25 protein-coding genes and 1 tRNA gene are annotated in these 23,762 nt (G+C 69.4%); 10 read left to right on the top strand and 16 right to left on the bottom strand.

The genetic code is table 11. The annotated features are described in order from the left end of the window. Positions 1 to 13 precede the first annotated feature (13 nt). Both PC39_RS04920 and PC39_RS04915 read right to left on the bottom strand, forming a co-directional pair. Positions 14 to 2,125 carry an ATP-binding protein gene (locus PC39_RS04920; protein ID WP_353252248.1) on the bottom strand — a complete coding sequence of 704 codons (2,112 nt, stop codon included), beginning with the start codon at positions 2,123 to 2,125 and terminating at the stop codon, positions 14 to 16. Further along, the gene (locus PC39_RS04915) at positions 2,122 to 4,128 is read right to left on the bottom strand and encodes a hypothetical protein (RefSeq protein WP_353252247.1); all 2,007 of its coding nucleotides are present in this window, start codon (positions 4,126 to 4,128) and stop codon (positions 2,122 to 2,124) included. Before PC39_RS04915 ends, PC39_RS04920 begins: the two co-directional genes overlap by 4 nt. Positions 4,129 to 4,478: 350 nt before the next feature. Between PC39_RS04915 and PC39_RS04910 the strand changes: the two genes are divergently transcribed. From PC39_RS04910 to PC39_RS04900, 3 genes are all read left to right on the top strand, one after another. Then, entirely contained in the window at positions 4,479 to 5,516 is a 1,038-nt protein-coding gene (locus tag PC39_RS04910) for a hypothetical protein (protein WP_353252246.1), read from the top strand. A 98-nt stretch (positions 5,517 to 5,614) separates the two neighbouring features. Beyond that, positions 5,615 to 5,839 (top strand): hypothetical protein, encoded by a 225-nt coding sequence (locus PC39_RS04905; RefSeq protein ID WP_353252245.1) that lies wholly within the window; start codon positions 5,615 to 5,617, stop codon positions 5,837 to 5,839. 26 nt (positions 5,840 to 5,865) lie between these two features. Then, the gene (locus PC39_RS04900; protein WP_353252244.1) at positions 5,866 to 6,540 is read left to right on the top strand and encodes a hypothetical protein; all 675 of its coding nucleotides are present in this window, start codon (positions 5,866 to 5,868) and stop codon (positions 6,538 to 6,540) included. A gap of 180 nt (positions 6,541 to 6,720) precedes the next feature. Here PC39_RS04900 and PC39_RS04895 read toward each other — a convergent pair whose 3' ends face one another. The 6 genes from PC39_RS04895 to PC39_RS04870 all read right to left on the bottom strand — a co-directional run bounded on the left by PC39_RS04895 (position 6,721) and on the right by PC39_RS04870 (position 12,779). Continuing rightward, positions 6,721 to 7,794, bottom strand: a complete 1,074-nt coding sequence (locus PC39_RS04895; protein ID WP_353252243.1) for a succinylglutamate desuccinylase/aspartoacylase family protein — start codon at positions 7,792 to 7,794, stop codon at positions 6,721 to 6,723. A gap of 64 nt (positions 7,795 to 7,858) precedes the next feature. Beyond that, complete coding sequence (gene rimK / locus PC39_RS04890) at positions 7,859 to 8,764, bottom strand: 30S ribosomal protein S6--L-glutamate ligase (protein ID WP_353252261.1); 906 nt, start codon at positions 8,762 to 8,764, stop codon at positions 7,859 to 7,861. A gap of 13 nt (positions 8,765 to 8,777) precedes the next feature. Continuing rightward, positions 8,778 to 9,266, bottom strand: a complete 489-nt coding sequence (locus tag PC39_RS04885; protein WP_353252242.1) for an ATP-dependent zinc protease family protein — start codon at positions 9,264 to 9,266, stop codon at positions 8,778 to 8,780. 117 nt (positions 9,267 to 9,383) lie between these two features. Further along, on the bottom strand, positions 9,384 to 10,454 hold the full coding sequence (locus tag PC39_RS04880) for a PilT/PilU family type 4a pilus ATPase (protein WP_353252241.1): 1,071 nt from the start codon (positions 10,452 to 10,454) through the stop codon (positions 9,384 to 9,386). Positions 10,455 to 10,464: 10 nt separating this feature from the next. Next, positions 10,465 to 11,631: a PilT/PilU family type 4a pilus ATPase gene (locus PC39_RS04875; RefSeq protein ID WP_353252240.1), complete on the bottom strand. Its 1,167-nt coding sequence runs from the start codon at positions 11,629 to 11,631 to the stop codon at positions 10,465 to 10,467. 113 nt (positions 11,632 to 11,744) lie between these two features. After that, positions 11,745 to 12,779 (bottom strand): type IV pilus twitching motility protein PilT, encoded by a 1,035-nt coding sequence (locus PC39_RS04870; protein ID WP_353252239.1) that lies wholly within the window; start codon positions 12,777 to 12,779, stop codon positions 11,745 to 11,747. Positions 12,780 to 12,902: 123 nt separating this feature from the next. On the opposite strand from PC39_RS04870, the gene PC39_RS04865 reads away from it, so the two are divergent. Genes PC39_RS04865 through msrA form a run of 3 tightly spaced genes read left to right on the top strand, consistent with a single transcriptional unit; the run spans position 12,903 to position 14,890 of the window. Then, a complete protein-coding gene (locus PC39_RS04865) occupies positions 12,903 to 13,592 on the top strand; it encodes a YggS family pyridoxal phosphate-dependent enzyme (protein WP_353252238.1) in 690 nt (229 codons plus the stop codon). Between the two features lie 51 nt (positions 13,593 to 13,643). Then, positions 13,644 to 14,306 (top strand): ribose-5-phosphate isomerase RpiA, encoded by a 663-nt coding sequence (gene rpiA, locus PC39_RS04860; protein WP_353252237.1) that lies wholly within the window; start codon positions 13,644 to 13,646, stop codon positions 14,304 to 14,306. Next, positions 14,303 to 14,890: a peptide-methionine (S)-S-oxide reductase MsrA gene (msrA, locus tag PC39_RS04855; RefSeq protein WP_353252236.1), complete on the top strand. Its 588-nt coding sequence runs from the start codon at positions 14,303 to 14,305 to the stop codon at positions 14,888 to 14,890. The genes rpiA and msrA overlap by 4 nt, the downstream gene beginning before the upstream one ends. 85 nt (positions 14,891 to 14,975) lie before the next feature. On the opposite strand, the gene PC39_RS04850 is transcribed toward msrA, so the two are convergent. Together PC39_RS04850 and PC39_RS04845 are read right to left on the bottom strand one after the other, a co-directional pair. Beyond that, entirely contained in the window at positions 14,976 to 16,256 is a 1,281-nt protein-coding gene (locus tag PC39_RS04850) for an adenylate/guanylate cyclase domain-containing protein (protein WP_353252235.1), read from the bottom strand. A gap of 56 nt (positions 16,257 to 16,312) precedes the next feature. Next, the gene (locus tag PC39_RS04845) at positions 16,313 to 17,674 is read right to left on the bottom strand and encodes an MATE family efflux transporter (RefSeq protein WP_353252234.1); all 1,362 of its coding nucleotides are present in this window, start codon (positions 17,672 to 17,674) and stop codon (positions 16,313 to 16,315) included. A gap of 117 nt (positions 17,675 to 17,791) precedes the next feature. On the opposite strand from PC39_RS04845, the gene PC39_RS04840 reads away from it, so the two are divergent. The 4 genes from PC39_RS04840 to modC all read left to right on the top strand — a co-directional run bounded on the left by PC39_RS04840 (position 17,792) and on the right by modC (position 20,852). Next, on the top strand, positions 17,792 to 18,166 hold the full coding sequence (locus PC39_RS04840) for a winged helix-turn-helix domain-containing protein (protein ID WP_353252233.1): 375 nt from the start codon (positions 17,792 to 17,794) through the stop codon (positions 18,164 to 18,166). 73 nt (positions 18,167 to 18,239) lie between these two features. After that, a complete protein-coding gene (modA, locus tag PC39_RS04835; RefSeq protein ID WP_353252232.1) occupies positions 18,240 to 19,046 on the top strand; it encodes a molybdate ABC transporter substrate-binding protein in 807 nt (268 codons plus the stop codon). Position 19,047: 1 nt separating this feature from the next. Next, positions 19,048 to 19,743, top strand: a complete 696-nt coding sequence (gene modB, locus PC39_RS04830; RefSeq protein ID WP_353252231.1) for a molybdate ABC transporter permease subunit — start codon at positions 19,048 to 19,050, stop codon at positions 19,741 to 19,743. Positions 19,744 to 19,745: 2 nt separating this feature from the next. Then, positions 19,746 to 20,852 (top strand): molybdenum ABC transporter ATP-binding protein, encoded by a 1,107-nt coding sequence (gene modC, locus PC39_RS04825; protein WP_353252230.1) that lies wholly within the window; start codon positions 19,746 to 19,748, stop codon positions 20,850 to 20,852. Positions 20,853 to 21,193: 341 nt separating this feature from the next. Here modC and PC39_RS04820 read toward each other — a convergent pair. From PC39_RS04820 to PC39_RS04795, 6 genes are all read right to left on the bottom strand, one after another. Further along, positions 21,194 to 21,267, bottom strand: a tRNA-Gln gene (locus PC39_RS04820). Positions 21,268 to 21,314: 47 nt separating this feature from the next. Next, positions 21,315 to 21,668 carry a four helix bundle protein gene (locus PC39_RS04815; RefSeq protein ID WP_353252229.1) on the bottom strand — a complete coding sequence of 118 codons (354 nt, stop codon included), beginning with the start codon at positions 21,666 to 21,668 and terminating at the stop codon, positions 21,315 to 21,317. 70 nt (positions 21,669 to 21,738) lie between these two features. Beyond that, positions 21,739 to 22,131 (bottom strand): 30S ribosomal protein S9, encoded by a 393-nt coding sequence (gene rpsI / locus PC39_RS04810; RefSeq protein ID WP_353252228.1) that lies wholly within the window; start codon positions 22,129 to 22,131, stop codon positions 21,739 to 21,741. Positions 22,132 to 22,135: 4 nt separating this feature from the next. Next, positions 22,136 to 22,564, bottom strand: coding sequence for a 50S ribosomal protein L13 (rplM, locus tag PC39_RS04805; protein ID WP_353252227.1), 429 nt, complete (start codon positions 22,562 to 22,564; stop codon positions 22,136 to 22,138). Positions 22,565 to 22,675: 111 nt separating this feature from the next. After that, a complete protein-coding gene (locus PC39_RS04800; protein WP_353252226.1) occupies positions 22,676 to 23,269 on the bottom strand; it encodes a nitroreductase family protein in 594 nt (197 codons plus the stop codon). Then, complete coding sequence (locus tag PC39_RS04795; protein WP_353252225.1) at positions 23,256 to 23,762, bottom strand: LPS-assembly lipoprotein LptE; 507 nt, start codon at positions 23,760 to 23,762, stop codon at positions 23,256 to 23,258. Before PC39_RS04795 ends, PC39_RS04800 begins: the two co-directional genes overlap by 14 nt.

Below are 23,762 nucleotides of genomic sequence, written 5' to 3'. Positions count from 1 at the left end.
CCCTTGCCGGCGGCTAACGACAGGCCTGCTCGCGCCGCCAGAGCGCATCGACCAGCCTATGCCGGGCATCGGCGAGGTGCCGCCGGAACGTCGAATAGCCCATGTTGAGTGTCGTCGCGGCAGCCTTCTGACCGCCGACGGGCGCCAGATAGGCGGCGGCGAGCACGCGGTAGGCATGCTCGCCGGCCGGCCCGGCATCCGCCAGCGAGCATGCGGCCTCCTCGATCGCCTGCCGCAGGGCCCGGACCCCGTCTTCCCTCTCCCGTGCCGTGCCGCGCACGACCAGGGCACTGCCGGCCAGCGGATTGCTCTCCAGCCGCGCATCGTTGTGCCAATGCTTGATCGCGCGCACGGCGGCCGCCTCGAATTCCTCGCGCGACAGACTGCGATAGGCCTGCACGGCCTGGGTACGCCCGGTCATGGCGCGCTCGAACTGGATGCAGCGATCGGCGAACAGGCGGTAGTAGCGTGCCGGTGGCTCGCGCAACCAGTCGTTGTAGTAGATGCGCCAGGTCTTGTCGCCGACGACGGTATCGCTGCCGCTGAGCATGTCGATGCCCAGGGCCCGTGCCTGCGCCGGCCAGTTCGGGTCCGACGTGCCGTAGACCTGTGCGGTGAGCCGCAGGTTGGGCACCGTCATGTTGTACGTATTGATGCCCATCAGGATCTGGGTCTTCTCGGGCGACTCGGAATGCGCGTAGTCCCCCGAGACCCAGTGGCGGATGAAGGGCATGTGATCGCCCGGACGCGGCGCGAAATCCGTCTCGATCGCATGCCAGAGACATCGCGTGAGCGGATCCGCGTCCCGGTCGTCCGCGTCCAGTGCCTCCATGTCCAGCCGCAGATAGTAGCCGCGCGGCTCGCCCGACGTGTGTCGGACCACGGTCACGTTCTCCGGGTATCGCCGCCCCCAGAAATCCAGCCACTCGCGGGAAGCGGCACCCTCGTGGCGTTCCGTCATCGCACGCAACACCGGCCAGTCGGCGTCGCGGACGGCATCCAGGTAGAGGGCGCGCGTGCCCGCCGGGTTCAGGAAATGCTCCACCACGGGCAGGGCGCGCAGGGCGTACATGGCATCCGCCGCCAGACCGGCGGCCTGGGCGTTGTCCAGGTCGACGGCTTCCTGGATGCGATCGACGACCCAGTTCACGGCCGCCCGCGCCATTTTCTCGTAGCGTCCCGGGAAACGCCCGGGCATCTCGCGCATCAGCACGCCGCGCACGATGTCGTGCGGGAACAGGCCCGTGTCGCCGCGCTCTATGAAGGACAGGCCGGCGAGCCAGTCGAACAGATCGCGGGCGTCGTCCAGCCCCAGCATCGCGGCAAGCAGATCCTCGTTGAGCTCGCGCGCCACGGCACAGGCATCCAGCGCCTGGCGCTGCCGCGCATCGCGGGCCTCGCGCGTGAAGCTCTCCAGCAGCGCCTGGTAGACGGGATGCCCGCCCTCTTCCTCGACCATGTGCACGGACTGGCCGGAAAGCACCGCGTCCGCGGCCATGGCCAGGGCCAGGGCATGGCCGCGGGAAAAGGCGGTGAGCTCGCGGGCCCGCGCCTCGGGCACCCCGCGCCGCCGCAGGTATCGGTCGCAGTCCGCCGCCGCCAGCGCACCCAGCCGGCTGATGTGCATCAGGGCCCGCCATCCGGGATCGGCATACCAATCGGTGCCCGGACCGTGACGGCCGGCGATGACCACGCACGGCTCGCCCGGCAGGCGCTGCAGCACCTCGTCCCGGAACCAGGCTTGCAGCTCGTGCCAGTATTCGAACGAATCGATCATCAGCACCGGCCGCCCGCTACCGCGGCAGAATTCGTCCAGGAGCATCCCCCCGGCGGCCCGCTCCAGCGCCGCGCCTGCGGCCGGCGGATTCGCGGGTACCTGCCGGGCATCCAGATGGAGGCAAGCGTGGCCCTGTTCCCCGGCGATCTCGCGACAAAGCTGCAACAGGGTCGACTTGCCGATCCCCCCCGGCCCCACCAGGAACCAGAGCGGCGGCGCGCCGGTCCCGTCCAGCATGCGGCGGAAATGGGCGATCTCGGCCTCGCGACCGACGAAGACGCCGCGGCGGGCGGCCGCGACCCGGTCGGCCAGGGTCACCGCCGTGCGGGTGTCGGACGGCCGCCTCATGCGCCCGCTCCCGCCCGCCGACGGTCGCGCCATAGCCGGCACGTCAGCTCGGTGCGCGCCGCGGCCAGATGGCGGCGAAAGGTCGAATACCCCATGCCCAGCGCGCGCGCCGCCGCACGCTGGCTCTCCGCCGGCGCGAAGTAGGCCCGGCGCAGCAACCGCCGCGCGCGCGCATCGCAACCGTCGGCGGCGCGTTCGATCGCGGCGCGGACAGCCGTCGCCCGATGGCTCGGGTCGCCGGCCGGCACCGGCGACCAAAGCCAGGCGCCCAGTTCGCTTTCGGCCAGGGCCCGGTCGTTGCGCCAGTGGCACAAGGCCGCCGCGACCGCCGCCTCGAACTCCGGCGCCGGCGGCATATCGGCCGCGCCGCCGTCATGACGCGCGAGCAGGTTCGCGACCAGGGCCTGCGCATGTTCCCTGGGCGACACTTGCCCCCACTCGCGATGGAACAGGCGTAGCCCGCACCCCGCGACCGCGCCGGCCACGGGCGACATGCCCAGCAGGCGCGGCCAGACGGCGGCCGGCGAACGGGGCGCCAGGGCCATGGCGACACGGCGCCGGCCGCGATCGGCCAGCAGGCGGACCGCGAGCACGGTCATCAGGCGGGTGACCTCGGGCGCGTCCCGCGGATCGCCGTCCCCGACCGACCAGTGGCGTATCAGCGTCAGCGGGCCGTGCCCCGGTGCCCGGCGCCGCAGCGTCCGGACCACCGGATCGGATTCGGCGCCGGGAACATCCGCGGGCCGGACCTCCAGGCATGCGGCCCGCACGCCTCCCTGCACGTCGCGGATCACGTACAGCCCCGCCGGCCGGCGCGCGCACCAGTCCCGGAACCAACGGGCGGACGCCGCGCCCTCGCGCCGCTGGATGGCATCCGCGAGCGCGGGCAGATCGCTGTCGCGGGCGATATCCGGATACAAACAACGCCCCGCGGCACCGCCGACCAGGCGGCGCACACGGGGCGGCGGGCGCAGGATGTCGGCGATGCGATCCGCCGTCCGGGCGGCCCGCGTCAGCGACCGCCCGGCGTCGCCGCTCCGATCCAGGACGCAGGCGACCGCGCGCCGGGCCAGCCGCTCGTAGCAATGCGGACGCTTTTGCCGCATCGCCGACAACCACGTCTCGCGGACCCGCTCGTGCAGACTCACGCCGCGATCGGCCGCCGTCGCGAACGGTAGGCCGCGCAACCAGGCGTGCAGGCGATCGGCGTCGTCGCCGGGCGACAGGCGGGCAAGCATGTCACGGTCCAGATCGGCCACCACCGCCGCGGCGTCCAGCGCCCGGCGCTGTGCGTCATCGCAGGCCGCCGACGCGAAAGCGGCCAGCAGACCGGACAGCGGCGCCTGGTCGTCGACTTCCGGAAACCCGGCCCCGGGTCGGGCACGGACCGCTTCGGCGGCCACGACGAGGGTGAGGGGACAGCCGTCGGCCAGGGCCAGCAACCGGCCGCGGAAACGGTCCGGCACACCGCTCGCGGCGAGGAGCCCCTCGGCCTCGCCGGGCGCCAGGCCCGCGAGGCGACGCACCCGGCACAGGCTCTGCCAGCCGGCATCCGTGCGCCACTCCAACCCGGGCTCGCGCCGGCTCGCGATCAGGAGCCTGAGATCGCCAGGCAGCCGCGGCAGACATTCGTCGCGCAGCCAGGGCTCGACATCGTGCCAGGCCTCGAGGCCGTCGATCACGATCAGCGGCGGACCGGCGGCGGCAGTGGGGCGATCCAGGGCGGCGCGGATCTCGTGGGGCACGGGGGGCACGTGGCGGGCGTCCACATACGGACCGGCGCGGCCGGCCGCGCGCGCCTCGGCATGGCATGCCCCCAGCAGCCGGGTCTTGCCGATGCCGGCGGGGCCGACCAGGAACCGGACGGGGCACGACTCGCCGTGGTCCGTCAGCCAACGGCGCAACGCGACCAACTCGGCGCGCCGCCCGTGGAATCCCGCCTTGTCGGCCGCGACCGGCGCATAGGCCGGCGGCAGGCGTTCCTCCGGACGGACGCCCGACATCTGCCACCTCTTGTGTGCAAACCCTGCGTCGCCATGCGTGGCCACGCATCGGCAGTGTAGGCAAACGCGGGCACACGATCCAGGCGCGGCGAGCAAATTCGAGCGCTTGCGGCCTTGGCAGCGAGCGCATCCCGGCTCGATGGTTACGTCCGACGCATTTCTGGCAGAGGGGACTGGGGAACCGACAAGAACCCACGTCGCGAATGCGGCCTGCCGAGTGGGCGCAAACCCTGCGTGCAAACTGGACCCGGCCCCTGGCCGGGTCATCTTTTGCCGACCGTTTCCGCGCCCGAGCGGCCCCGCCGCCGGATGGCGATATATCGATCCGCATGACACAGGAGTAATCACCGATGAGGGAACAACGTCATCACGGCAACCCGGGCCACGGCCTGTTGATCGTCGCGGCCGCGGGCGCCCTGGCGCTGGCCGGATGCAATGACGGCAGCAGCGGCGATGGCGACAGCGGCGACGGTCTGCCCTCCGCCTCCCAACAGGCACAGATCGCCGCCCTGATCGGCACCGACGCGATCTCCGAATTCGAGGAGCCGCCCGTCGGGGAGACGCCCCCACAGCAGGGTCAAAGCAGCATGCAGGCCCGGACGGCGGCGACGGATACGACCGACCAATGCGAGTCGCTCGGCGGCGAGGGCACCTACACCGTCGACGACGACCGGGCATTCAACCTGCGGGAACAGGGTTTCCCGGATGACTTTTCCAACGTGCCCGCCGACCCCGTCACCGGCACCCGGATCGTCGCCGATTGCGAGTCCGACGATTTCTCGTTCCGCGGACAGTTCGACATCGCGGACGCCGCCATGGACGGTGGCGAGATCGTTTATTACCGCGCCGGCGGCGACGGCGACGGTGGCGCCCCGGACGTCGATGCGTTCTACGATGTCGCCTCCGCCCAGGCCGGCGATGTCCGCACCCGCGGCGTGCTCTACTTCTGCGACGGTTGCGTCGCCGGCGACCTCGGCGACTTCTCCGGCACCGCCGGGGTCGACGCCACCCTGGCCGCGTTCCTGGTCATGGAGGTCCTGGAGTTCCGGCTCGAGGCCGGCAACGGCCTGGATGACCTCCTGGTATTCCAGCAGGAGGACCGAGGATCCGGCGCCGTGGAACAGACCATCGACGGACGCATGGCCTTCCGGCTGAACGTCGAGGACGGCGACCGGTGTGCCTTCGATGTCGACTACCGCACGGACACGCCGTTGCGAATCGAGGATTTCGACACAGCCGACGCCCGGGTCTCCACCGGCGCGCTCACCATCGCGGTGACCGGCACCGACGAGGCGTTCGACATCGAATACAACAACGGCACGGTATTCGTCGACGGCGAGGAGGTGACCCCGGAGGATGTCTCGGACCTCTGCCCGGAGGAGGCCTGAGCCGGACCCGGCCCGGGAGCCGCTCGCGGCTTCCGGGCTGGGCCCGCGGTCACCGCTGCCGTAAGATTCCGACCAGGACACCACGAGGAGATAGGGACATGCGAACAACGATGACGCTGGCGGGTTGCATGCTGCTGCTGGCGGCCGGCGGGGCCCTCGCCGAACAGGACCCCATATTCGGCGCGGTCCAGGAAAAGAGTTCGGAGAAGGTCGAACGCCAGGAGGAACGGCAGAAGCAGCGGGTGGAGTCCCGGGTCGACCGCGAGAGCGACAAGGCCATGGACAAGGCGGTCGACAAGGCGTTGGACAGCCTCTTCGACTGAACCGACGAACGTCAGGGAGAACGATCATGCCTCACCAACGATTCACCGCCGGACTGCTCGGCGGGCTGCTCGCCGCCCTATCCGCCGCGGTCTGGGCCGACGGCAGCGCCACGTGGGGCGCCGGCGGCCAGAGCATGAGCATCGCCTGGCGGGACGCGCAGACAGTGCGCATGGACGTCCAGGGTGGCGACTATATGTTGGTCCGCGACGGCAACGCCTACATGGTCAGTCATCGTGGCGGGCAGCCGATGGTGATCGACCTGTCCGCCATGCGCCAGGCCATGGGCGGCATGGCCGGCTCCGCCGGTCCCGCGGCCCCGGCGGCCGGCCCCAGCGGCGGCGACGCCCTGGTCGAGATCGAGGCCACCGGCCGCACGGAGACGGTGGCCGGTATCGAGGGCGAGATCTATCGCGTCGTGTACCGCGACGACGGCGGTCAGGGCACCCAGGAAATGGTGCTCTCGGACGATCCGTTGGCGGTGGAGATGACCCAGGCCTGGTTCGCGGCCATCGCGGCGTTGAGCGGCGGGAACGGCGGCGCCGACGCCGACCGCATGGACCGCGAACTCGCCGAGCGCGGCCTCGGCCTGTTGCGCGCCGGCGACGATTTCAAGGTGAGCTCAATCTCCGCCGGGGCCCGCGCGGCCGGCGATTTCGAGCTGCCCGCCGAACCGCAGGCCATGCCCGGCATGGGGCGCTAGGCCGAGTACGCGAAGCCGCCCGGCGTTACCGGGCTACGAAACGTGGCGAGCGAAGGCGGGTTGGTCGCCGCCGGAGCGCGGGAAGCGCGGCGCGTGTACGTATACATGAGCCCTCTTTCGGAAAGAGGGAGCACCGCCGGCGGCCAAGATGCCGGGCGCGGCAGTCTTGTAGACACCCTCCTAGACGATCGGCGGCTCGTCCCATTCCTCGTCGCCGCCGCCGTTCTCGGGCTCGTGCTCGCTCTGGAACGCCTCCACGCGGCCGGCCACCTTGCGCGCGGACGATACCTTGGCCACGTGGTAGAGGGCGTCGCCGGCGTGCGCCAGCGGCAGATTGGAGCGGCCGATCACCACCCCGGCGTGCTCCGCGCGCACCTCGACCTCCTTCTCGCCGAACGGGTCGGCGACCAGCGCCAGGGTCTGGCCCTTCACCACCCGCGCGCCGAGCTCGACCACCGAGCGCAGGATGCCCGACTCCGGCGCCCGGACCCAGTTGCTGTCCAGCGCGATCACCGGCGTGGGCGCGGCCTTGCGGCGGCCGCGCAGCGGCAGCATCTTCAGTTCCCGCAGCACGCCGGTCACGCCGCGCACCCCGGCCCGGATCGAAAACTCGTCGAAGCGCAGGGCCTCGCCGGCCTCGTACAGTAACAGCGGCACGCCGCAGGTATGCGCGTACTCGCGCAGCGAGCCCTCGCGCAAGGCGGCGTTGACCATAAGCGGACAACCGAAGGCCTCGGCCATGCGACGGGTCTCGGGATCGTCCAGGTTGGCGCGGATCTGCGGCAGGTTCGGACGATGGATCGCGCCGGTGTGGAGATCGATGCCGTAGTCGGATTTCTCCAGGATCTCGGCGACGAAGACCCGCGCCAGCCGCGCCGCCACCGAGCCATGTTCGGAGCCGGGGAAGCAGCGATTGAGATCGCGCCGGTCCGGCAGGTAGCGCGAATGCCGCAGGAAGCCGTGCACGTTGACGATGGGCACCGCGATCAGCGTCCCCCGCAGGCTCCGCAGCGCCGCCATCTTGAGCAGCCGGCGGATGATCTCCACGCCGTTGATCTCATCGCCGTGCAGGGCGGCCGAAACGAACACCGTCGGCCCCGGCCGCCGGCCGCGCACCACGTGCACGGGCATGGTCAGCTTGGCGTGGGTATAGAGATCAGTGATCGGCAGATCGAGGGTGACGCGCTGCCCGGCGGGGATGTGGGTGCCGCCGATGGTCAGGGCCGGTATGGATGCTTGCTTGGATTTCACCATGGATTCGGTTTCCGACCGGAAACCGCTCTTTGGAAACTGGAAACTGCTCTCCGGGTACTAAAAGCTACCCTCCGCCCCGCGTCCGCGTCTTGCCGTAGCGACTGTGCTTCTCGATGAACTGGATGATCTGGCCGGCCACATCCTTGCCGGTGGCGGTCTCGATGCCCTCCAGTCCGGGCGAGGAGTTCACCTCCATGACCACCGGGCCGTGGTTGGAACGCAACAGGTCCACGCCGGCCACGTTCAGGCCCATGATCTTGGCGGCCCGCACCGCGGTGGAGCGTTCCTCCGGGGTGATCCGGATGGGCGTGGCGACACCGCCGCGATGGATGTTGGAGCGGAACTCGCCCTCCTTGGCCTGGCGCTTCATGGAAGCCACCACCTTGTTGCCGATCACGAAGCAGCGGATGTCGGCGCCCTTGGCCTCCTTGATGAACTCCTGCACCAGGAAGTGGGCGTCCAGGCCGCGGAAGGCGTCGATCACCGACTCCGCGGCCTTGCGGGTCTCCGCCAGCACCACGCCCTTGCCCTGCGTGCCCTCGGTGAGCTTGATCACGAACGGCGGCCGGCCCACCAGGTCCAGCAGGTCGTCGGTGTCGTCCGGGGAGTGGGCGAAACCGGTCACGGCCACGCCGATACCCTTGCGCGAGAGCAACTGCATGGAACGCAGCTTGTCGCGGGAACGCGAGATGGCCACCGATTCGTTGAGCGGATAGACCCCGATCATCTCGAACTGGCGCAGCACCGCCGTGCCGTAGAAGGTGACGGAGGCCCCGATACGCGGGATCACGGCGTCACCGCCCTCCAGCTTGCGCCCCTTGAAGTGGATCTCGGGCGCATGCGGGACGATGTTCATGTAGCAGCGCAACGGGTCGATCACCCACACCTCGTGATCGCGCTCGCGCGCCGCCTCCACGAGCCGGCGGGTGGAGTAGAGATTGCGGTTGCGGGAGAGAATCGTGATCTTCATCGAATCCATCCAGTTATCCCTCTTCGCCGCCGGTCAGATAGGAGGCACTCGGGTCGACCCACAGGGCGCGCATCGCCGTGCGCCCGACCAAAAGCCGGAAAAGCATCGTATCGCGCGCGGTCAAGGTCAGCTCCACCGGCCAGGTGTCCGGCCCCAGCCGCAGCCGCGTGCCGATGACGTAGCGCCACTCGCGGTGGCCGCCCGAGTCCGAGACGCGACGCTCGTCGATGATCTCGGCCGTGCACCAGATCTCGCGCGTGTGGTTCCGCTGCAGGGGATGCACCCCGAACCGGACCCAGGGCGCGCCCTTGTCGCGGTAGGCCTCGAGCGCGAAGCTGTGCAGTGCCGATGTCCGCGCGCCGGTATCGATCTTCGCCTTGATGCGGTCGATACCCAGGTCCGGCAATCCGACCCATTCGCGCCAGCCTACGACCGCTTTCGCGGCATCAGGTTGCAGGTTACAGGTTACAGGGGACAGGGGGGAGTCGTCTTTTGGAGTCATGGTGGATCGAACTTACCGTGGCCGTTCATCGCGCGCCATCATAAGCCAAGCCCGCCACTTGTAACCTGTAACCCGTAACCTGCAACCTGCCTTCAGCGCCTGAGCCGCACCCGCGGCTCAGGCGCTGAAGGCTATCCGGTTTTCCAGGTTGTCGCGGGAATCGGCGTTCGCCAGGGCCACCTCGCGGTCGATACGGCCGGCCTGGTAGAGCTCGTAGAGGGAGTCGTCGAACGTGCACATCCCCTTGCTGTGGGCGGAATCCGCCATGGCCTCGCGTACGGCCTCGAAACGGCCCTTCAGGATGAGCTCCGCGACATAGGGTGTGTTCACCAGGATCTCCAGCGCGGCCACGCGGTGGCCCTCGCGGCTCGGCACCAACCGCTGCGACACGATCGCCCGCAGGTTCAACGACAAATCCATGTAAAGCTGCTCGCGCTGCTCGTGGGGGAACAGGCTCACGATCCGCTGCAGGGTCTGGTAGGCGTTGTTGGCGTGCAGGGTCGAGATGGCGAGATGGCCGGTGCCGGCGAGCTGCACGCAGGCCTCCATGGTCTCGCGATCGCGGATCTCGCCGATCAGGACCACGTCCGGCGCCTCGCGCATGGCCGAACGCAGCGCATTGCCGTAGGAACGGGTGTCCACGCCCAACTCGCGCTGGTTCACGATCGAGCGCTTGTGCGGATGCACGAATTCCACCGGCTCCTCCACCGTGAGGATATGGCCGGTGGCGTTCTCGTTACGGTGGTTGATCATCGCCGCGAGCGTGGTGGACTTGCCCGAGCCGGTGGCCCCCACGCACAGCACCAGACCGCGCTTGCGCATCGCCAGTTCGGACAGGATCGGCGGCATGCCGAGGTCCTCCAGGCGCGGCACGTCGCCGATGTTGCGCAGGACCATGGCCACCGAGCCGCGCTGCCGGAAGACGTTGACGCGGAAGCGGCCGCCGTCGCGGAACCGGATGGCGAAATCGACCTCGCGCACCGACCGGAAGGTGGCCTGTTGCTCGGGCGTCATGATGCCGTAGGCCAGCTCCGCGATCTGCTCCTGGGACAGCCGCGAGCCGCCCTGACCGCTAACCGAGTAGGTCTCGCCCTGGATGCGGACCATCACCGGGGCGTTGGTGGTGAAATAGAGATCGGAGGCGCCTTTGTCGACGGCCAGTTGCAGATAGGGGGCGATATCCTTCATGGCGGTTCGGTTAGCGGGTCAGGGTTCCCGGATCGTCCTCGTCCTCCTGCACGCTCATCGAGCGCACCATCTCGTCGTCGTCCAGATCCTGGCGGCTACGCTTGGAATGCAGCTTGATGTTGAGCCGCAGCTCGTTCTGGGAGTCGGCGTTGCGCAGCGCCTCGGCGTAGTCGATCACGCCACGCTCGAACAGCTCGAACAGGAACTGGTCGAAGGTGACCATGCCCTGCTCGGTGGAGCGCTGCATCACTTCCTTGATCTGGTTGACCTCGCCCTTGAAGATCAGGTCCGAGATCAGCGGCGTGTTGAGCATGATCTCCATGGCCGCGATGCGACCGCCGCCCTCGCGGCGCACCAGCCGCTGGGAGATGATCGCCCGCAGATTCAGCGAGAGGTCCATGAGTACCTGCTCGCGCTTCTCCTCGGGGAAGAAGTTGATCACACGATCCAGGGCCTGGTTGGCGCTGTTGGCGTGCAGGGTGCAGAGCACCAGGTGACCGGTCTCCGCGAACTGGATCGCGTATTCCATGGTCTCGCGCTCGCGCACCTCGCCGATCAGGATCACGTCCGGCGCCTGGCGCAGGGTGTTCTTGAGGGCGTTGTCCCAGGAATCGGTATCGGTGCCGACCTCGCGCTGGGTGACGACCGACTTGTTGTGCGGATGCACGTACTCGATCGGATCCTCGATGCTGATGATGTGGCCGGCGGCGTTGGCGTTGCGATAACCGATCATCGCCGCCAGCGAGGTCGACTTACCGGAGCCGGTGGCGCCCACGAAGATCACCAGGCCGCGCTTGGACATCACCACGTCCTTGAGCGCCTCGGGCAGATCGAGATCCTCGAAGGTCGGGATCTCGGTGTTGATGGTACGCAGCACCGCACCCACCCGGCCCTGCTGCACGAAGGCGGACACGCGGAAACGCCCGGTGCTCGGGCTGATCGCGAACTGGCATTCCTTGGTGGCGTCGAACTCCTTGGCCTGACGATCGTTCATCAACGCCCGCACCACCATGGCCGCGTTCTCGTTGGACAGCGGCTTCTCCATCACCGGGGTCAGCTCGCCGTCGAGCTTGATCGCCGGCGGAAAGCCGGCGGTCAGGAACAGGTCCGAGCCGCCCTTGGCCTTGAGCAGCCGCAGCAGCTCCATCACCAGCTTGAGTGCCTGATCACGTTCCATGAGTCGCTAGGCTCCGTGGGAGAGCGTCAAGGGCCGGGATGCGAGCCGGCCAGCGACCGCGCCAGTCGCTCGTCTTTCACTCTTGAATCTTTCAGCTTTCATCTTTCCGACCCTCAAAACGCATCCTTGTTGGCGGCCCGCCGGCGGGCCTCCTCGCGCGTGACCTGACCCTTGCGGACCAACTCGGTCAGGCACTGGTCCAGGGTCTGCATGCCCTGGGCCTGGCCGGTCTGGATCGAGGAGTACATCTGGGCCACCTTGTTCTCGCGGATCAGGTTCCGGATGGCGGGCGTGCCGATCATGATCTCGTGCGCGGCGATGCGGCCGCCGCTCCGCTTCTTGAGCAGTGTCTGCGAGATCACGGCGCGCAGCGACTCCGAGAGCATGGCCCGGATCATGTCCTTTTCCGCGGAGGGAAAGACGTCGATGATGCGGTCCACGGTCTTGGCCGCGCTGGAGGTGTGCAGGGTGCCGAACACCAAGTGGCCGGTCTCGGCCGCGGTCAGGGCCAGGCGAATGGTCTCCAGGTCGCGCAGCTCACCCACCAAGATGCAGTCGGGGTCCTCGCGCAGCGCACTGCGGAGGGCCTCGTTGAAGCCGAGCGTGTCGCGATGCACCTCGCGCTGGTTGATCAGGCTCTTCTTGGACTCGTGCACGAACTCGATGGGGTCCTCCACGGTGAGGATGTGGCCCATCTCGCTCTCGTTTTTGTGGTTCACCATGGCCGCCAGGGTGGTCGACTTACCGGACCCGGTGGGGCCGGTCACCAGAACGATGCCGCGCGGCAACTCCGACAGTTCCTTGAACACGCCCGGCGCGCCCAGGTCTTCCAGGGTCAGAACCTCCGAGGGAATGGTGCGGAACACCGCGCCCGCGCCCCGGTTCTGGTTGAAGGCGTTCACGCGGAAGCGCGCCAAGCCCGGAATCTCGAACGAGAAGTCGGTCTCGAGGAATTCCTCGTAGGCCTTGCGCTGCTTGTCGTTCATGATGTCGTAGACCAGGTCGTAGACCTGCTTGTGCGCCATCGCCGGGAGATTGATCCGGCGCATGTCGCCGTCCACGCGGATCATGGGCGGCAGGCCCGCGGACAGATGAAGGTCCGAGGCGCCCTGTTTCACCGAGAACGCGAGCAGTTGCGAGATATCCATAAGTTCCAAAGAGTAAAGATGAAAGGCGAATGAGGGAAGATGACGGCAGTATAGCCCCGGCGCCGTTGCACACGGCCGGCGTTCCTGCTTTCATCTTGCGCCTTTCAGCTTGTGCCTGACCCCATGAGCCGACCCGCCGACAACCTGGAGCGTGTACGCACACGCATCATCGAGGCCGCGCACGCCGCCGGCCGCCCGCCGGACGGGATACGTCTGGTCGCGGTGAGCAAGACGCGTCCGGCCGACGATATCGCCGCCGCGGCCGAGGCCGGCCAACGGGACTTCGGCGAGAACTACCTCCAGGAAGCGCTGCCCAAGATCGAGGCCCTGCGCGGGCGCGACCTGACCTGGCATTTCATCGGCCCGATCCAGTCGAACAAGACCCGCGACATCGCCGCGGCCTTCGACTGGGTGCATTCCGTGGACCGATTCAAGATCGCGCGCCGGTTGTCCGATCAGCGCCCGGACGACCTCCCCCCGCTCGAGGTCTGCCTGCAGGTCAACATCGACGACCAGGCCAGCAAATCGGGCGTGGCACCGGCCGACGCCCTCGAGTTGGCCCGAGCCGTGGCCGGATTCCCCCGCCTGCGCCTGCGCGGTCTGATGGCGATCCCTGCGCCCAGCGAAGACCCGGCGGCGCAGCGCGCCCCGTTCGCCGCCCTGCGCCGCCTGCGCGACGAGCTGAACGCGGCCGGCCTGTCCCTGGACACGCTGTCCATGGGCATGACCGGCGACCTGGAGGCGGCCGTCGCCGAGGGCGCGACCATCGTGCGCGTCGGCACGGCCGTTTTCGGGGAACGCCCCGCTGCGTAATGCGTGACGACGCCCTGTAACCTGTCCCCCGCAACCTGTAACCTGCTCACCATGACCGACCAGGACACACTGAAACGCCGGGCCGCCGAGGCGGCCTACGAATACGTCGCCGAGGGCGAGTACCTGGGTGTGGGTACCGGCTCCACGGTGAATCATTTCATCGACGTGCTCGCCGAGCGGCAACCGGAGTTGGCCGGTTGCGTGTCCAGCTCGGAGGCCACGACCACGCGCCTCAAGGCCGCGGGCCTCGACGTGGTGGACCTCAATACGGCCGGCGACCTGCCGCTGTACGTGGACGGCGCCGACGAGAGCAACGACCACCTGGAACTGATCAAGGGCGGCGGCGGCGCGCTGACCCGCGAGAAGGTGATCGCATCCGCCAGCCGGCGGTTCGTGTGCGTGGTCGACGAATCCAAGCGCGTCGGGCTGCTCGGCCGTTTCCCGCTGCCCGTGGAAGTGATCCCGATGGCCCGCAGCTTCGTGGCACGGCGCCTGGTCAAGCTCGGCGGCGAGCCCGAGTTGCGCGAGGGCTTCACCAGCGATAACGGCAACGTCATCCTGGACGTGCACAACCTGGAGATCCTCAACCCGATCGAACTGGAGGACGCCATCAACGCCATCCCGGGCGTGGTCACGGTCGGCCTGTTCGCGCGCCGGCCGGCGGACGTGCTCCTGGTGGCCGGCGCCGGCGGGGTGGAGAAAATCGAACGATGAGCCCGACCCTCCCCGAGCCCGAACGCGACCTGCCGGCCGCCGAGGACGACGGCGAGGCGGTCCTGGCCGGCGGTTGCTTCTGGTGCACGGAGGCGGTGTTCCAGGCCCTGGACGGCGTCACGGAAGTCACCTCCGGCTATGCCGGCGGCAGCGCCGAAACCGCCGACTACGAGTCCGTGTGCACCGGCAATACCGGCCACGCCGAGGCCGTCCGGGTGCGCTACGACCCGGCACGGATCAGCTACGGCACGCTACTGCGAGTGTTCTTCGGCGTCGCCCACGACCCCACCCAGCTCAACCGCCAGGGCGCCGACCGCGGCCCGCAATACCGCTCCGCGGTGTTCTACGCGGACGACGCCCGCAAGCACGTCGCCGAGGCCTACATCGACCAGATCGAACGCACCGGCCTGTTCGGCGCCCCCATCGTTACCACCCTGGAACCGCTGGACGCCTTCTACGAGGCCGAGGGCTATCACCAGGACTTCGTCGCCAGCAATCCCATGCAGCCCTACGTCTGCATGGTCGCGCAGCCCAAGCTGGACAAGCTGACCGGAACCTTCGGCGAGCTGGTCAAGAAAGAATAATCCACAGATTACGCAGATGGACACAGATTGAAAGAATCTGTTCCTGAAAAATCTGCGTGAATCTGCGTAATCTGCGGATATTCTTTCAAAATCGCCGCAAGGCGAACACCGGCACCGGTTCGTCGAAGCCCTTGAGGCGTTCCGGGGGTCGTGCCTCGATCGCATGGCCGCGGTCGGCCACGGCGGCGCGGGTGCGATCGTCGATCAGGATCTCGCCGTCCTCGGCCCGGTCGCACAGACGCGCCGCCAGGTTCACCGCGTTGCCCACCGCCATGTACTCGAGCTGGCCCGCGCCGCGCATAGCGCCGACGGTGACCGTGCCGGTGGCGATCCCCACGCCCAGACCCAGATCGGGCGCGACCTCCGCCAGCGCCTCGCGGACCCGGGCGGTCAGGTCCACGGCCAGCGCCGCGGCGACCGCGGCGTGGTCGGTAACCGACAGGGGCGCACCGACCAGGACCAGGACGCCGTCGCCGGCATGATCCTTGACCGTCCCGCCGTGCTCGGCCGCCACCGCCCCCACGGCGGCGTAGAAACGTTCCAGGGTCGCCGCCACGGTCTCTGAATCGTTCGCCCGGGCGAAGGCCGTGAACCTGCGCAGATCGCAGACCACGATACTCACGGGGCGGCGCCGCAGCCGCAGGACGCGATCCATGCCCTCGGTGCGCACCAGCCGCTCCACCTCGGGGGACAGGAACCGGCCCATGAGCCGCCCCCGCTCGGTCTGGATGATCAGATAGCGCATGGAGCCGTAGATCACCACCAGCAGCCCCAGGGCGATGGTGATCGGCACCAGGGTTTCGCCCACCACCAGTGCCGCGAGCAGGAACGGCGCCGCGAAGAACAGCACCCGCAGCCGCACCGCCTCGGCACGGTCGATACGCACCGCCAGCAGCAGGAGGATGGCGATGGCCGCGCAGAGCATGGCGGAGCCGAGCACCGGCGCGAATACCGCGAACTCCAGCGGCCGCGTGCGGATCAGGCCCGGCGCGTCGGTGCTCGCGGCGTCGGTGAACAGCACCACGTAGCCCAGCGACAGTCCCCAGTACACCAGCACCAGGATCTGCGCGGCCCGGAACAGGCCGTTGGCCGCCGCCCGCGCGCGGCCGCTGGCCGTGTTGCCGATGCGCCGTCCCCACTCCACCCCGGCCAGGATCGCCAGCGCGCGCACGCTCTCCAGCATCACGGTCGGCAGCCAGCCGCCGATCCGGGTCTCGTCGAGCAGGACGGCGACACCGATGGCGGCGAGGCACAGCGCCAGGGGCCGGCTCAGGGCGTTGTCGCGGTCGGTCCAGTAGACGATGGCGCCCAACCCCGCGGTGAGCAGGCCGGTGACCAGGTGGGCATTGTCGGCAAACCAGTTCATCGGCAACGGTGTTGGCGCGATCGGGGCCCCAGCATACCCTGTCGCACCGGCACGGCTCAGGCAGCGGCGGCGCGGCCCACCACCCGCAACCGCCAGGCCAGCAGCGCCGCCGCCACGCTCAGGCCCGCCAGCATGCCGATCCAGAAGCCGTGCACGCCGAGCGGCCCCGGCGGCAGGTCCGACAGGGCCAGCCAGATACCGGTGCCCAGCCCCACCAGCCAGTACGAGGGCAGCGTGATGAGCATGATGCTGCGGGTCGCCTCGTAGCCGCGCAGCGCGCCGGCGGCCGTCACCTGCAGGGTATCCGACAGCTGGAAGAAGGCCGCCAGGCGGATCAGCGAGACCGCGAGATCCCGGACCGCCGGATCCGCGGTATAGAGACGCACCGCGTATTCGGCGCCGACCAGCATGCAGCCGGCCTGGACCAGGCCCAGGAACCCGCCCAGGCGCATGCCGTTGGCGGCGCAGCGGCGGGCCGCCGCGGGATCGTCGCCGCCGCGGGCGAAACCCACCCGCACGGTCAGGGCCATGCCCAGGCTCAACGGCACCATGAACAGAACCGTGGAGACGTTGAGCGCGATCTGGTGGGCGGCCACCACGGTGGTGCCCAGCCCCGCCACCAGCAGGGTGATGGCCGCGAACAGGGTGACCTCGAAGAACAGTGACAACCCGATCGGCAGCCCCACCCGCAGCACGTGCAGCGTCGGCGCCCGGCGCAACCGCCAACGCCGCTCGAACAGCCCCGTGGCGGTGTAGGCCGGCGCGCGGCGCACGTACAGCCAGAGCGCGCCGGTCATGGTCCACATCGCCAGGCCGGTGGCGATGCCGCAGCCCAGCGCCCCCAGCGGCGGCACGCCGAACCCGCCGAAAACCAGCAGGTAATTGGCCGGCGCATCCACCGCCAACCCGACCAGGCTGACCCAGAGGATCGGCCGGGTGTCGTGCAGGCCCTCGCACAGGCTGCGCAACACCTGGAACACGCCGATCGCCGGCATGCCGGCGGCCACGCCGGCGAGATAGGCGGCGGCACTGCGGCAGACGCCCGGATCGATCCCGCTCACCGCCAGCCCGCGTTCCGCCAGCAGCAGCGCCGCGGCCGCCAATCCACCGGCGACCACGCCCAGCCACAGGGCATTGCCGAGATACGCGCCCAGTTCGCGCGCGCGACCGCCACCATACAGTCTGGCCACGTGCGGCGTCACGGCCATCAGGACCCCGGACAGGAACAGCAGCGCCGGAAACCAGATGCTGCTGCCCACCGCCACCGCCGCCAGGTCGTGCGCGGAATAGCGGCCGACGATGATGGTGTCGGCCGCGCCCATGCCCACGAGGGCGAGTTGCGCGCCCATGATCGGCAGCGCCAGCCGGGTCTGGGTGGCGGCGTCGCGGGCGAAATCGGTCCAGCGGTGGCGGGCCATGAGTCGGTTCGGGCAGTTGTCGGGTTTCGTATCGGCGACGGGGCGGCCGGCGCCGGCGGGCGCGTATTATGGCGCAAACGGCCCGGCGATCCCGCCGGGCGGCGACGAGACCGGACCATGACACGAACGCACCATCCCGAGCCGACCTTTCAGCTCCGCCTTGTCGCCGGCCGCGATGTCGTGGTCGGCCCCGGCAAGGCCGATCTGCTGGCAGCCATCGACCGCACGGGGTCGATCAGCGCCGCCAGCCGCGAGCTCGGCATGAGCTACAAGAAGGCCTGGCAGCTCATCGACACCATGAACCGCCACCTGCCGGAGCGCGCCGTCGAGACCGCCACCGGGGGGCGCGAGCGCGGCGGGGCGCACCTGACCCGCCTGGGCCGCGAGGTCCTGGACCGGTTCCGGGCCCTGGAGGCCCTGCTCGATCCGGCATGCTCCGACGACGCCGGGGCATTGCTGTCGCTGGTCGCACGCCGCGGGGACGCGAATTGACGATGTATTGGCCGCGTCCCCGCAATGGGTATATAGTCTTCGCTATATCCGAACGTACATAACGAGGTCGCGCATGACCGCCGTTCCGGGGTCCCGTCCTCCGGCGCGCCGCGCGCTCGCCGCGGCCGTCGTCCTGCTGCTGACACTCGCGGCATCCGTGGCCGCGGAGGCGGCACCGACGGTGCGAGTGTTCGCCGCCGCCTCGCTGGCGGACGCCCTAGACGCAGCCGTCGAGCGTTACGAGTCCACCCGCGGGGTCGACGTGGTGCCGGTCTACGCCGCCTCGTCCACCGCGGCGCGCCAGATCGCGCACGGCGCCCCGGCGGACCTATATATCGCCGCCAACCGGCAGTGGATGGACTGGCTCGCGGACCGGGGCATCCCGCTGCATGCCCGCGGCGATCTGCTGCGCAACCGCCTGGCCGTGGTGGCATCGGCGACCAGCGGCATCCGCGAATACGCGCCGGGCGCGGACGACCGGCCGCTGGTCGCCCTTCTGCACGGCGACGAACGCCTCGCCGTCGGTGACCCCGCGCACGTGCCGGCGGGCATTTATGCGCGTCGGGCCTTGATTTCGCTGGGCATGTGGGACGCTCTCGCGGGCCGGCTGGCACGGGCCGACAATGTCCGCGCCGCGCTCGCCCTGGTCGAGCGCGGCGAAACGCCGCTGGGCATCGTCTACCGTAGCGACGCGCACGCCGCCGACGATGTCGTGCGCCTGGGACTGTTCCCCGCCGACAGCCACGATCCCATCGCCTACCCGGCCGCCCTGGTGGGAACCTCGCCGAACCCTGCCGCCCGGGCATTCCGCGAGTGGCTGGGCGGCGACGAAGCGATGGCGATGTTCGCGGATTTCGGCTTCACGCCCGCCCGGGACTGACATGCTCTCCGACGCCGAATGGCAGGCCATCCTGATCAGCCTCCGGGTCGCGGGGACGGCCGTGGGATGGATCCTGGTCCCCGGCGTGCTTCTGGCCTGGCTGATGGCGAGAAAGGAATTCCGCGGCAAGGCCCTGCTCGAAGGACTGTTGCACCTGCCCCTGGTGCTGCCGCCGGTGGTGGTCGGCTACCTGCTGCTGATCTCGCTCGGCCGTCAGGGCTGGCTCGGCCAGTGGCTGGACCGGTGGCTGGGCATCTCACTGCCCTTCACCTGGCAGGGGGCGGCGGTGGCCGGCGGCGTCATGGCCTTCCCCCTGCTGGTGCGCGCCGTGCGCCTGTCCCTGGAGGCGGTGGACCCGGGCCTGGAGGCGGCGGCCGCCACCCTGGGCGCGAGCCGGCGGCGCGTCTGGCTCACGATCACCCTGCCCCTGGCCCTGCCCGGCCTGCTGACCGGGACGGTGCTGGCCTTCGCACGGGCACTATCGGAATTCGGCGCCACCATCACCTTTGCCGCCAACATACCCGGCGAGACCCGCACCCTGCCGCTGGCGCTCTACACCATGCTCCAGACACCCGGCGGTGAGGCCGCGGCGGCGCGTTTGTGCGCCGTGTCGGTGGCGATCGCGATGCTCGCGATCCTGGTGTCGGAGGCGCTCGCCCGGCGCGCGCGGCGGCGTCTGCAGGGGCGGGACGCCTGACCATGGATGCCGTCGGCCTGCAGCCTGACGACACCGGCGTCGAGCTGGACGTGCGCAAGCGTCTGGGCGATTTCCGCCTGGCGACGTCGCTGGCCATCCCGGCGCGCGGCGTCACCGCCCTGTTCGGCGCCTCGGGCAGCGGCAAGACCAGTCTGTTGCGGCTGATCGCGGGCCTGGACCGGCCGGACGCCGGCACCATCCGTATCGGCGGCGATATCCTGACCGATACCGCGCGCGGGCACTTCGTGCCGCCACACCGACGCGGCCTCGGCGTGGTGTTCCAGGAGGCCCGGCTGTTCCCGCATTACCGCGTGCGCGGCAACCTGACCTACGGCATGCGTGCCGCCGGGCGGCGGTGCTTCGACGACATCGTGGCGCTGCTGGGCCTGGACAACCTGCTCGCCCGCTTCCCGGCCACGCTCTCCGGCGGCGAGGCCCGCCGGGTGGCCATCGGCCGTGCCCTGCTCACCGAGCCCCGCCTGCTGCTCCTGGACGAGCCCCTGACCGGCCTCGACGAGGCCCGCAAGCGGGAGATGCTGCGCTACATCGGCCGGCTGGTGCGCGAGGTGGACATTCCGGTCGCCTACGTCAGTCACGAGCCGGGCGAGATCGCCGCCGTCGCCGATCGGCTGGTCCTGATCGAGAACGGCGGTGTGCTGGCCCAGGGGCCGCTCGACGAGCTGCTGGCCCGATTCGACCTGACACCTCATCTCGGCGGCTTCGACGCCGTCTCCGTCCTTGCCGCCACCGTGGAACGCCATGAAACCGACTACGCCCTCACGGATCTCGCCCTGGCCGACGGCCAGCGATTGACCGTGCCGGCCGTGGACGAGCCCGCCGGCACGACCCTGCGGCTGCGCGTGCCGGTGCGCGACGTCGCCCTGGCCCTGTCGGACCCGGCCGCCACCAGCTACCGCAACCGGCTGCACGCCACCATCGAACGCATCGGCGAGATCGGCACGGGCAGCGCGGTCGAGCTGCGTCTGCGCGTCGGCGGCCAGGCGCTGCGCGCCCGGCTCACCCGCAAGTCTCTCGCGGAAATGGACTTGCGCGAGGGTATGCCGGTGGTGGCCCTGATCCGCACGGTGGCGTTCGATATGCGGCTGTGAATCGCATGAAAAAGCCCGCCTGGCGGCGGGCCTTCCAGGCCCCGGATCGCAGTCCGGGGGCCAGATACGACAAAGCCCGCCTTAACCCGCCTTAAACGGCGGGCTTTCTAGGCCCCGGATCGGGGTCCGGGGCAACATTCTTCTAAGCTCGCTGCGCTCGCCAAGAAAAATTGTTGGCCGGGGAACCAGGATTACTCGGGGCTTACGCCCCTCGCCCTTCGGGCCAGCGTCGCTACGCTCCGCTGTTCCGATCCGCCATTGCGGATCGGTCGAACCGGTTCGAATCCCGGGATTCTCACGAAACAACAAAAAGCCCGCCTTGGAGGCGGGCTTTTCGCTGTTGGCTGGGGGACCAGGATTCGAACCTGGATTGACGGAGTCAGAGTCCGCTGTCCTACCGTTAGACGATCCCCCAAAATCGGGATTCAGGTTACAGATTACAGGTTACAGGGGTTAAGGCATTCAGGGTTCGGGGTTGGTCAGCGTGTTGACCATGGACTGAAGCATCCGCGTTATCTGTCCGGCTTCCTCGATCAACTCCGAAGACTGTGCCTTTTCAACAACTCCTATTTTCGTGCCGATATACAGTTGAGTCCGCAACTCGGCGCAAGAGCCCTTCGCGTAGTTGAGGAACTGGATGTACTCCGCGGTAGAGCCTCTGTCATATCCCTCGGCCACATTCGAGGGGATAGACAGGGCGGCGCGAGTGACCTGGTCCTTGAAACCGTACTCGCGCGTGGTGGCGAGGGCTTCGTAGACCTTCACGGTCAATCTGCAACCGCGTTTCCAGACCTCCAGGTCCGTGAAACGTTCCATGTCCGGCGCAAGGTGACTTCCCTGTAACCCGTAAACCTGTAACCCGTAACCTGCGCCGCGATGCTCGAAGCTAACGCTTCGAGTATTGCGGTGCCTTGCGGGCCTTGTGCAGACCGATCTTCTTGCGCTCGACCTTGCGCGCGTCGCGGGTGACGTAGCCGGCGGCGCGCAGGGTGCCGCGCAGGGTCTCGTCGTAGTCGATCAGCGCGCGGGCGAGGCCGTGGCGGATGGCGCCGGCCTGGCCGTTGGGCCCACCGCCCTCGACGGTGGCGTAGATATCGAAGCGCTCCACGGAATCGGTCGCTTCCAGCGGCTGGCGCACGATCATGCGCGAGGTGGGCCGGCCGAAATACTCGTCCAGCGGCTTCTTGTTGACGACGATGTCGCCCTTGCCGGGCTTGATGAAGACGCGCGCGGTGGCGGTCTTGCGGCGGCCGGTGCCGTAGCTCTGGGTGTCAGCCATCTATCTAAATCTCCAAGGCCTGGGGCTGCTGGGCGGCGTGCGGGTGCTCGGCACCCCGGTACACGCGCAGCTTGCGGTACATGTCGCGGCCCAGCGGGTTCTTGGGCAGCATGCCCTTGACCGCGGTCTCGATCACGCGCTCCGGATGCCGCTCCAGGGCGTCCTCCAGGCGCGTCTCCTTCATGTTGCCGGGGTAGCCGGTGTGCCGGTAATAGCGCTTCTGGTCGAGCTTGTTGCCGGTCACCTTCACCTTTTCGGCATTGATCACCACGATGTGATCGCCGGTATCCACGTGCGGGGTGTACTCCGGCTTGTGCTTGCCGCGCAGGCGAAAGGCGACCTCGGACGCCAGGCGACCCAGGGTCTTGCCTTCTGCGTCGACCACATACCAATCACCGGGCACTTCGCCCTTCTTCGCGGAAAACGTCTTCATGATCGTCTCTCGACTGCCGAAAAGGAAGCCGCGATGCGGCCCCGAAAGGCGCGCGATATTACCGAAACGCGCCCCCGTTTGCAATGTATGGCGCCCCGGCCGGGCCCGATGTCACGGCAGGGTCCGCAGGATTTCGGACACCGGCAGCCGGCGCGACCGCGGCCGGTGCGCCGGGTAGCCGTACCAGACGAGCCCGGTCACGTCCTCCGCGCCGGCATCGATGCCCGCGATCTCGTAGAAGCGGGGCTCGCGGGTGACATCACCCGTGGTCCACTTGGTGCCCACATCGTGCGCCGCCAGGAACAGCATCAGGTTCTGGATGGCGCAACAGCAGGCGGCGTAGTCCTCGCGCTCGCGCAACGGATCGTCGCTGCGGCGCTGGGTCACCACCAGCCAGCCCGGGACCGCGCCCCAGCGCCGGCGCTTGGCCTCCGCCGCCGCCTCGCCCTTGCGGGCGGCCACGAGGTCGGCATTGAGCGCCACCACCGCGGCGGCGGTCTCCGGCCCCAGGTCGTAGAAACGCCAGGGCTGGGTCAGATGGTGATTGGGTGCCCAGCGGGCGCATTCCACGGCGGCCTCGATCAGCGCCGGCGGCGGCCGCTCCGGCCGGAAGCGCTCGACGCTGCGCCGATGACGCAGCAGCGCCGCCGCCCGTTCGGGATCGGGCGGCGCGGCATCGCCGGGCGGCGGCTCATTCCGCGGCATCGACCGCGTCCAGCCGCAGCAGGATCAAATCCGCCAGCTCCGCCTGCATCGCCTGTTCCAATTCCTCGCGCTCGGCTTCGGCGGCCAAGCGCGCGGTATCGTCGAAGCTGTATTCGCGGCGCACCGTCAGGCTCTCGTGCGCCAGGCGCGTCTTGCCGCCGATCCGGAGGTCGAACACCGCCTCGGTCTCCAGCTCGTAGGCCGCGCCGCGCGCGTCCTCCGGACTGACCGCCAGCAGGCGGCGCCGCGTATTGATCTCGGCTATGTGCAGCCGGGCGTCGGCATCGCCGCCGCCGAGGGCGCCGCGGGCGCGCAGCCGCTGCTCGAGGACCAGCACCAGCGGCGGCTCCGCCACGCCATAGGGCTGATCGAAGGTCACTCGCACGCTGTCCACGCCGCCGGGCAACGGCGCCGTGCCCTGCAGCCGGAAACCGCAGGCGGCCAGGGTCAGGATCAGGGCGCCCGCGAGGGCGGCTGCGATCGCGCGGTTCAT

The organism is Salinisphaera sp. PC39 (genome assembly GCF_040361335.1).
Classification (GTDB): Bacteria; Pseudomonadota; Gammaproteobacteria; order Nevskiales; family Salinisphaeraceae; genus APNM01.
This window is presented reverse-complemented; position numbering and strand designations above follow the sequence as displayed.

Coding starts and splice junctions, on each gene's coding strand:
- PC39_RS04840 (WP_353252233.1), top strand. CDS start 17,792: ATGACACGAACGCACCATCCCGAGCCGACCTTTCAGCTCCGCCTTGTC.
- modB (WP_353252231.1), top strand. CDS start 19,048: ATGCTCTCCGACGCCGAATGGCAGGCCATCCTGATCAGCCTCCGGGTC.
- PC39_RS04885 (WP_353252242.1), bottom strand. CDS start 9,266: ATGACTCCAAAAGACGACTCCCCCCTGTCCCCTGTAACCTGTAACCTG.
- PC39_RS04910 (WP_353252246.1), top strand. CDS start 4,479: ATGAGGGAACAACGTCATCACGGCAACCCGGGCCACGGCCTGTTGATC.
- PC39_RS04800 (WP_353252226.1), bottom strand. CDS start 23,269: ATGCCGCGGAATGAGCCGCCGCCCGGCGATGCCGCGCCGCCCGATCCC.
- modC (WP_353252230.1), top strand. CDS start 19,746: ATGGATGCCGTCGGCCTGCAGCCTGACGACACCGGCGTCGAGCTGGAC.
- PC39_RS04880 (WP_353252241.1), bottom strand. CDS start 10,454: ATGAAGGATATCGCCCCCTATCTGCAACTGGCCGTCGACAAAGGCGCC.
- PC39_RS04850 (WP_353252235.1), bottom strand. CDS start 16,256: ATGAACTGGTTTGCCGACAATGCCCACCTGGTCACCGGCCTGCTCACC.
- msrA (WP_353252236.1), top strand. CDS start 14,303: ATGAGCCCGACCCTCCCCGAGCCCGAACGCGACCTGCCGGCCGCCGAG.
- PC39_RS04870 (WP_353252239.1), bottom strand. CDS start 12,779: ATGGATATCTCGCAACTGCTCGCGTTCTCGGTGAAACAGGGCGCCTCG.
- PC39_RS04795 (WP_353252225.1), bottom strand. CDS start 23,762: ATGAACCGCGCGATCGCAGCCGCCCTCGCGGGCGCCCTGATCCTGACC.
- PC39_RS04895 (WP_353252243.1), bottom strand. CDS start 7,794: ATGGTGAAATCCAAGCAAGCATCCATACCGGCCCTGACCATCGGCGGC.
- PC39_RS04845 (WP_353252234.1), bottom strand. CDS start 17,674: ATGGCCCGCCACCGCTGGACCGATTTCGCCCGCGACGCCGCCACCCAG.
- rpsI (WP_353252228.1), bottom strand. CDS start 22,131: ATGGCTGACACCCAGAGCTACGGCACCGGCCGCCGCAAGACCGCCACC.
- rplM (WP_353252227.1), bottom strand. CDS start 22,564: ATGAAGACGTTTTCCGCGAAGAAGGGCGAAGTGCCCGGTGATTGGTAT.
- PC39_RS04905 (WP_353252245.1), top strand. CDS start 5,615: ATGCGAACAACGATGACGCTGGCGGGTTGCATGCTGCTGCTGGCGGCC.
- PC39_RS04865 (WP_353252238.1), top strand. CDS start 12,903: ATGAGCCGACCCGCCGACAACCTGGAGCGTGTACGCACACGCATCATC.
- PC39_RS04915 (WP_353252247.1), bottom strand. CDS start 4,128: ATGTCGGGCGTCCGTCCGGAGGAACGCCTGCCGCCGGCCTATGCGCCG.
- PC39_RS04875 (WP_353252240.1), bottom strand. CDS start 11,631: ATGGAACGTGATCAGGCACTCAAGCTGGTGATGGAGCTGCTGCGGCTG.
- PC39_RS04900 (WP_353252244.1), top strand. CDS start 5,866: ATGCCTCACCAACGATTCACCGCCGGACTGCTCGGCGGGCTGCTCGCC.
- modA (WP_353252232.1), top strand. CDS start 18,240: ATGACCGCCGTTCCGGGGTCCCGTCCTCCGGCGCGCCGCGCGCTCGCC.
- PC39_RS04920 (WP_353252248.1), bottom strand. CDS start 2,125: ATGAGGCGGCCGTCCGACACCCGCACGGCGGTGACCCTGGCCGACCGG.
- rimK (WP_353252261.1), bottom strand. CDS start 8,764: ATGAAGATCACGATTCTCTCCCGCAACCGCAATCTCTACTCCACCCGC.
- rpiA (WP_353252237.1), top strand. CDS start 13,644: ATGACCGACCAGGACACACTGAAACGCCGGGCCGCCGAGGCGGCCTAC.
- PC39_RS04815 (WP_353252229.1), bottom strand. CDS start 21,668: ATGGAACGTTTCACGGACCTGGAGGTCTGGAAACGCGGTTGCAGATTG.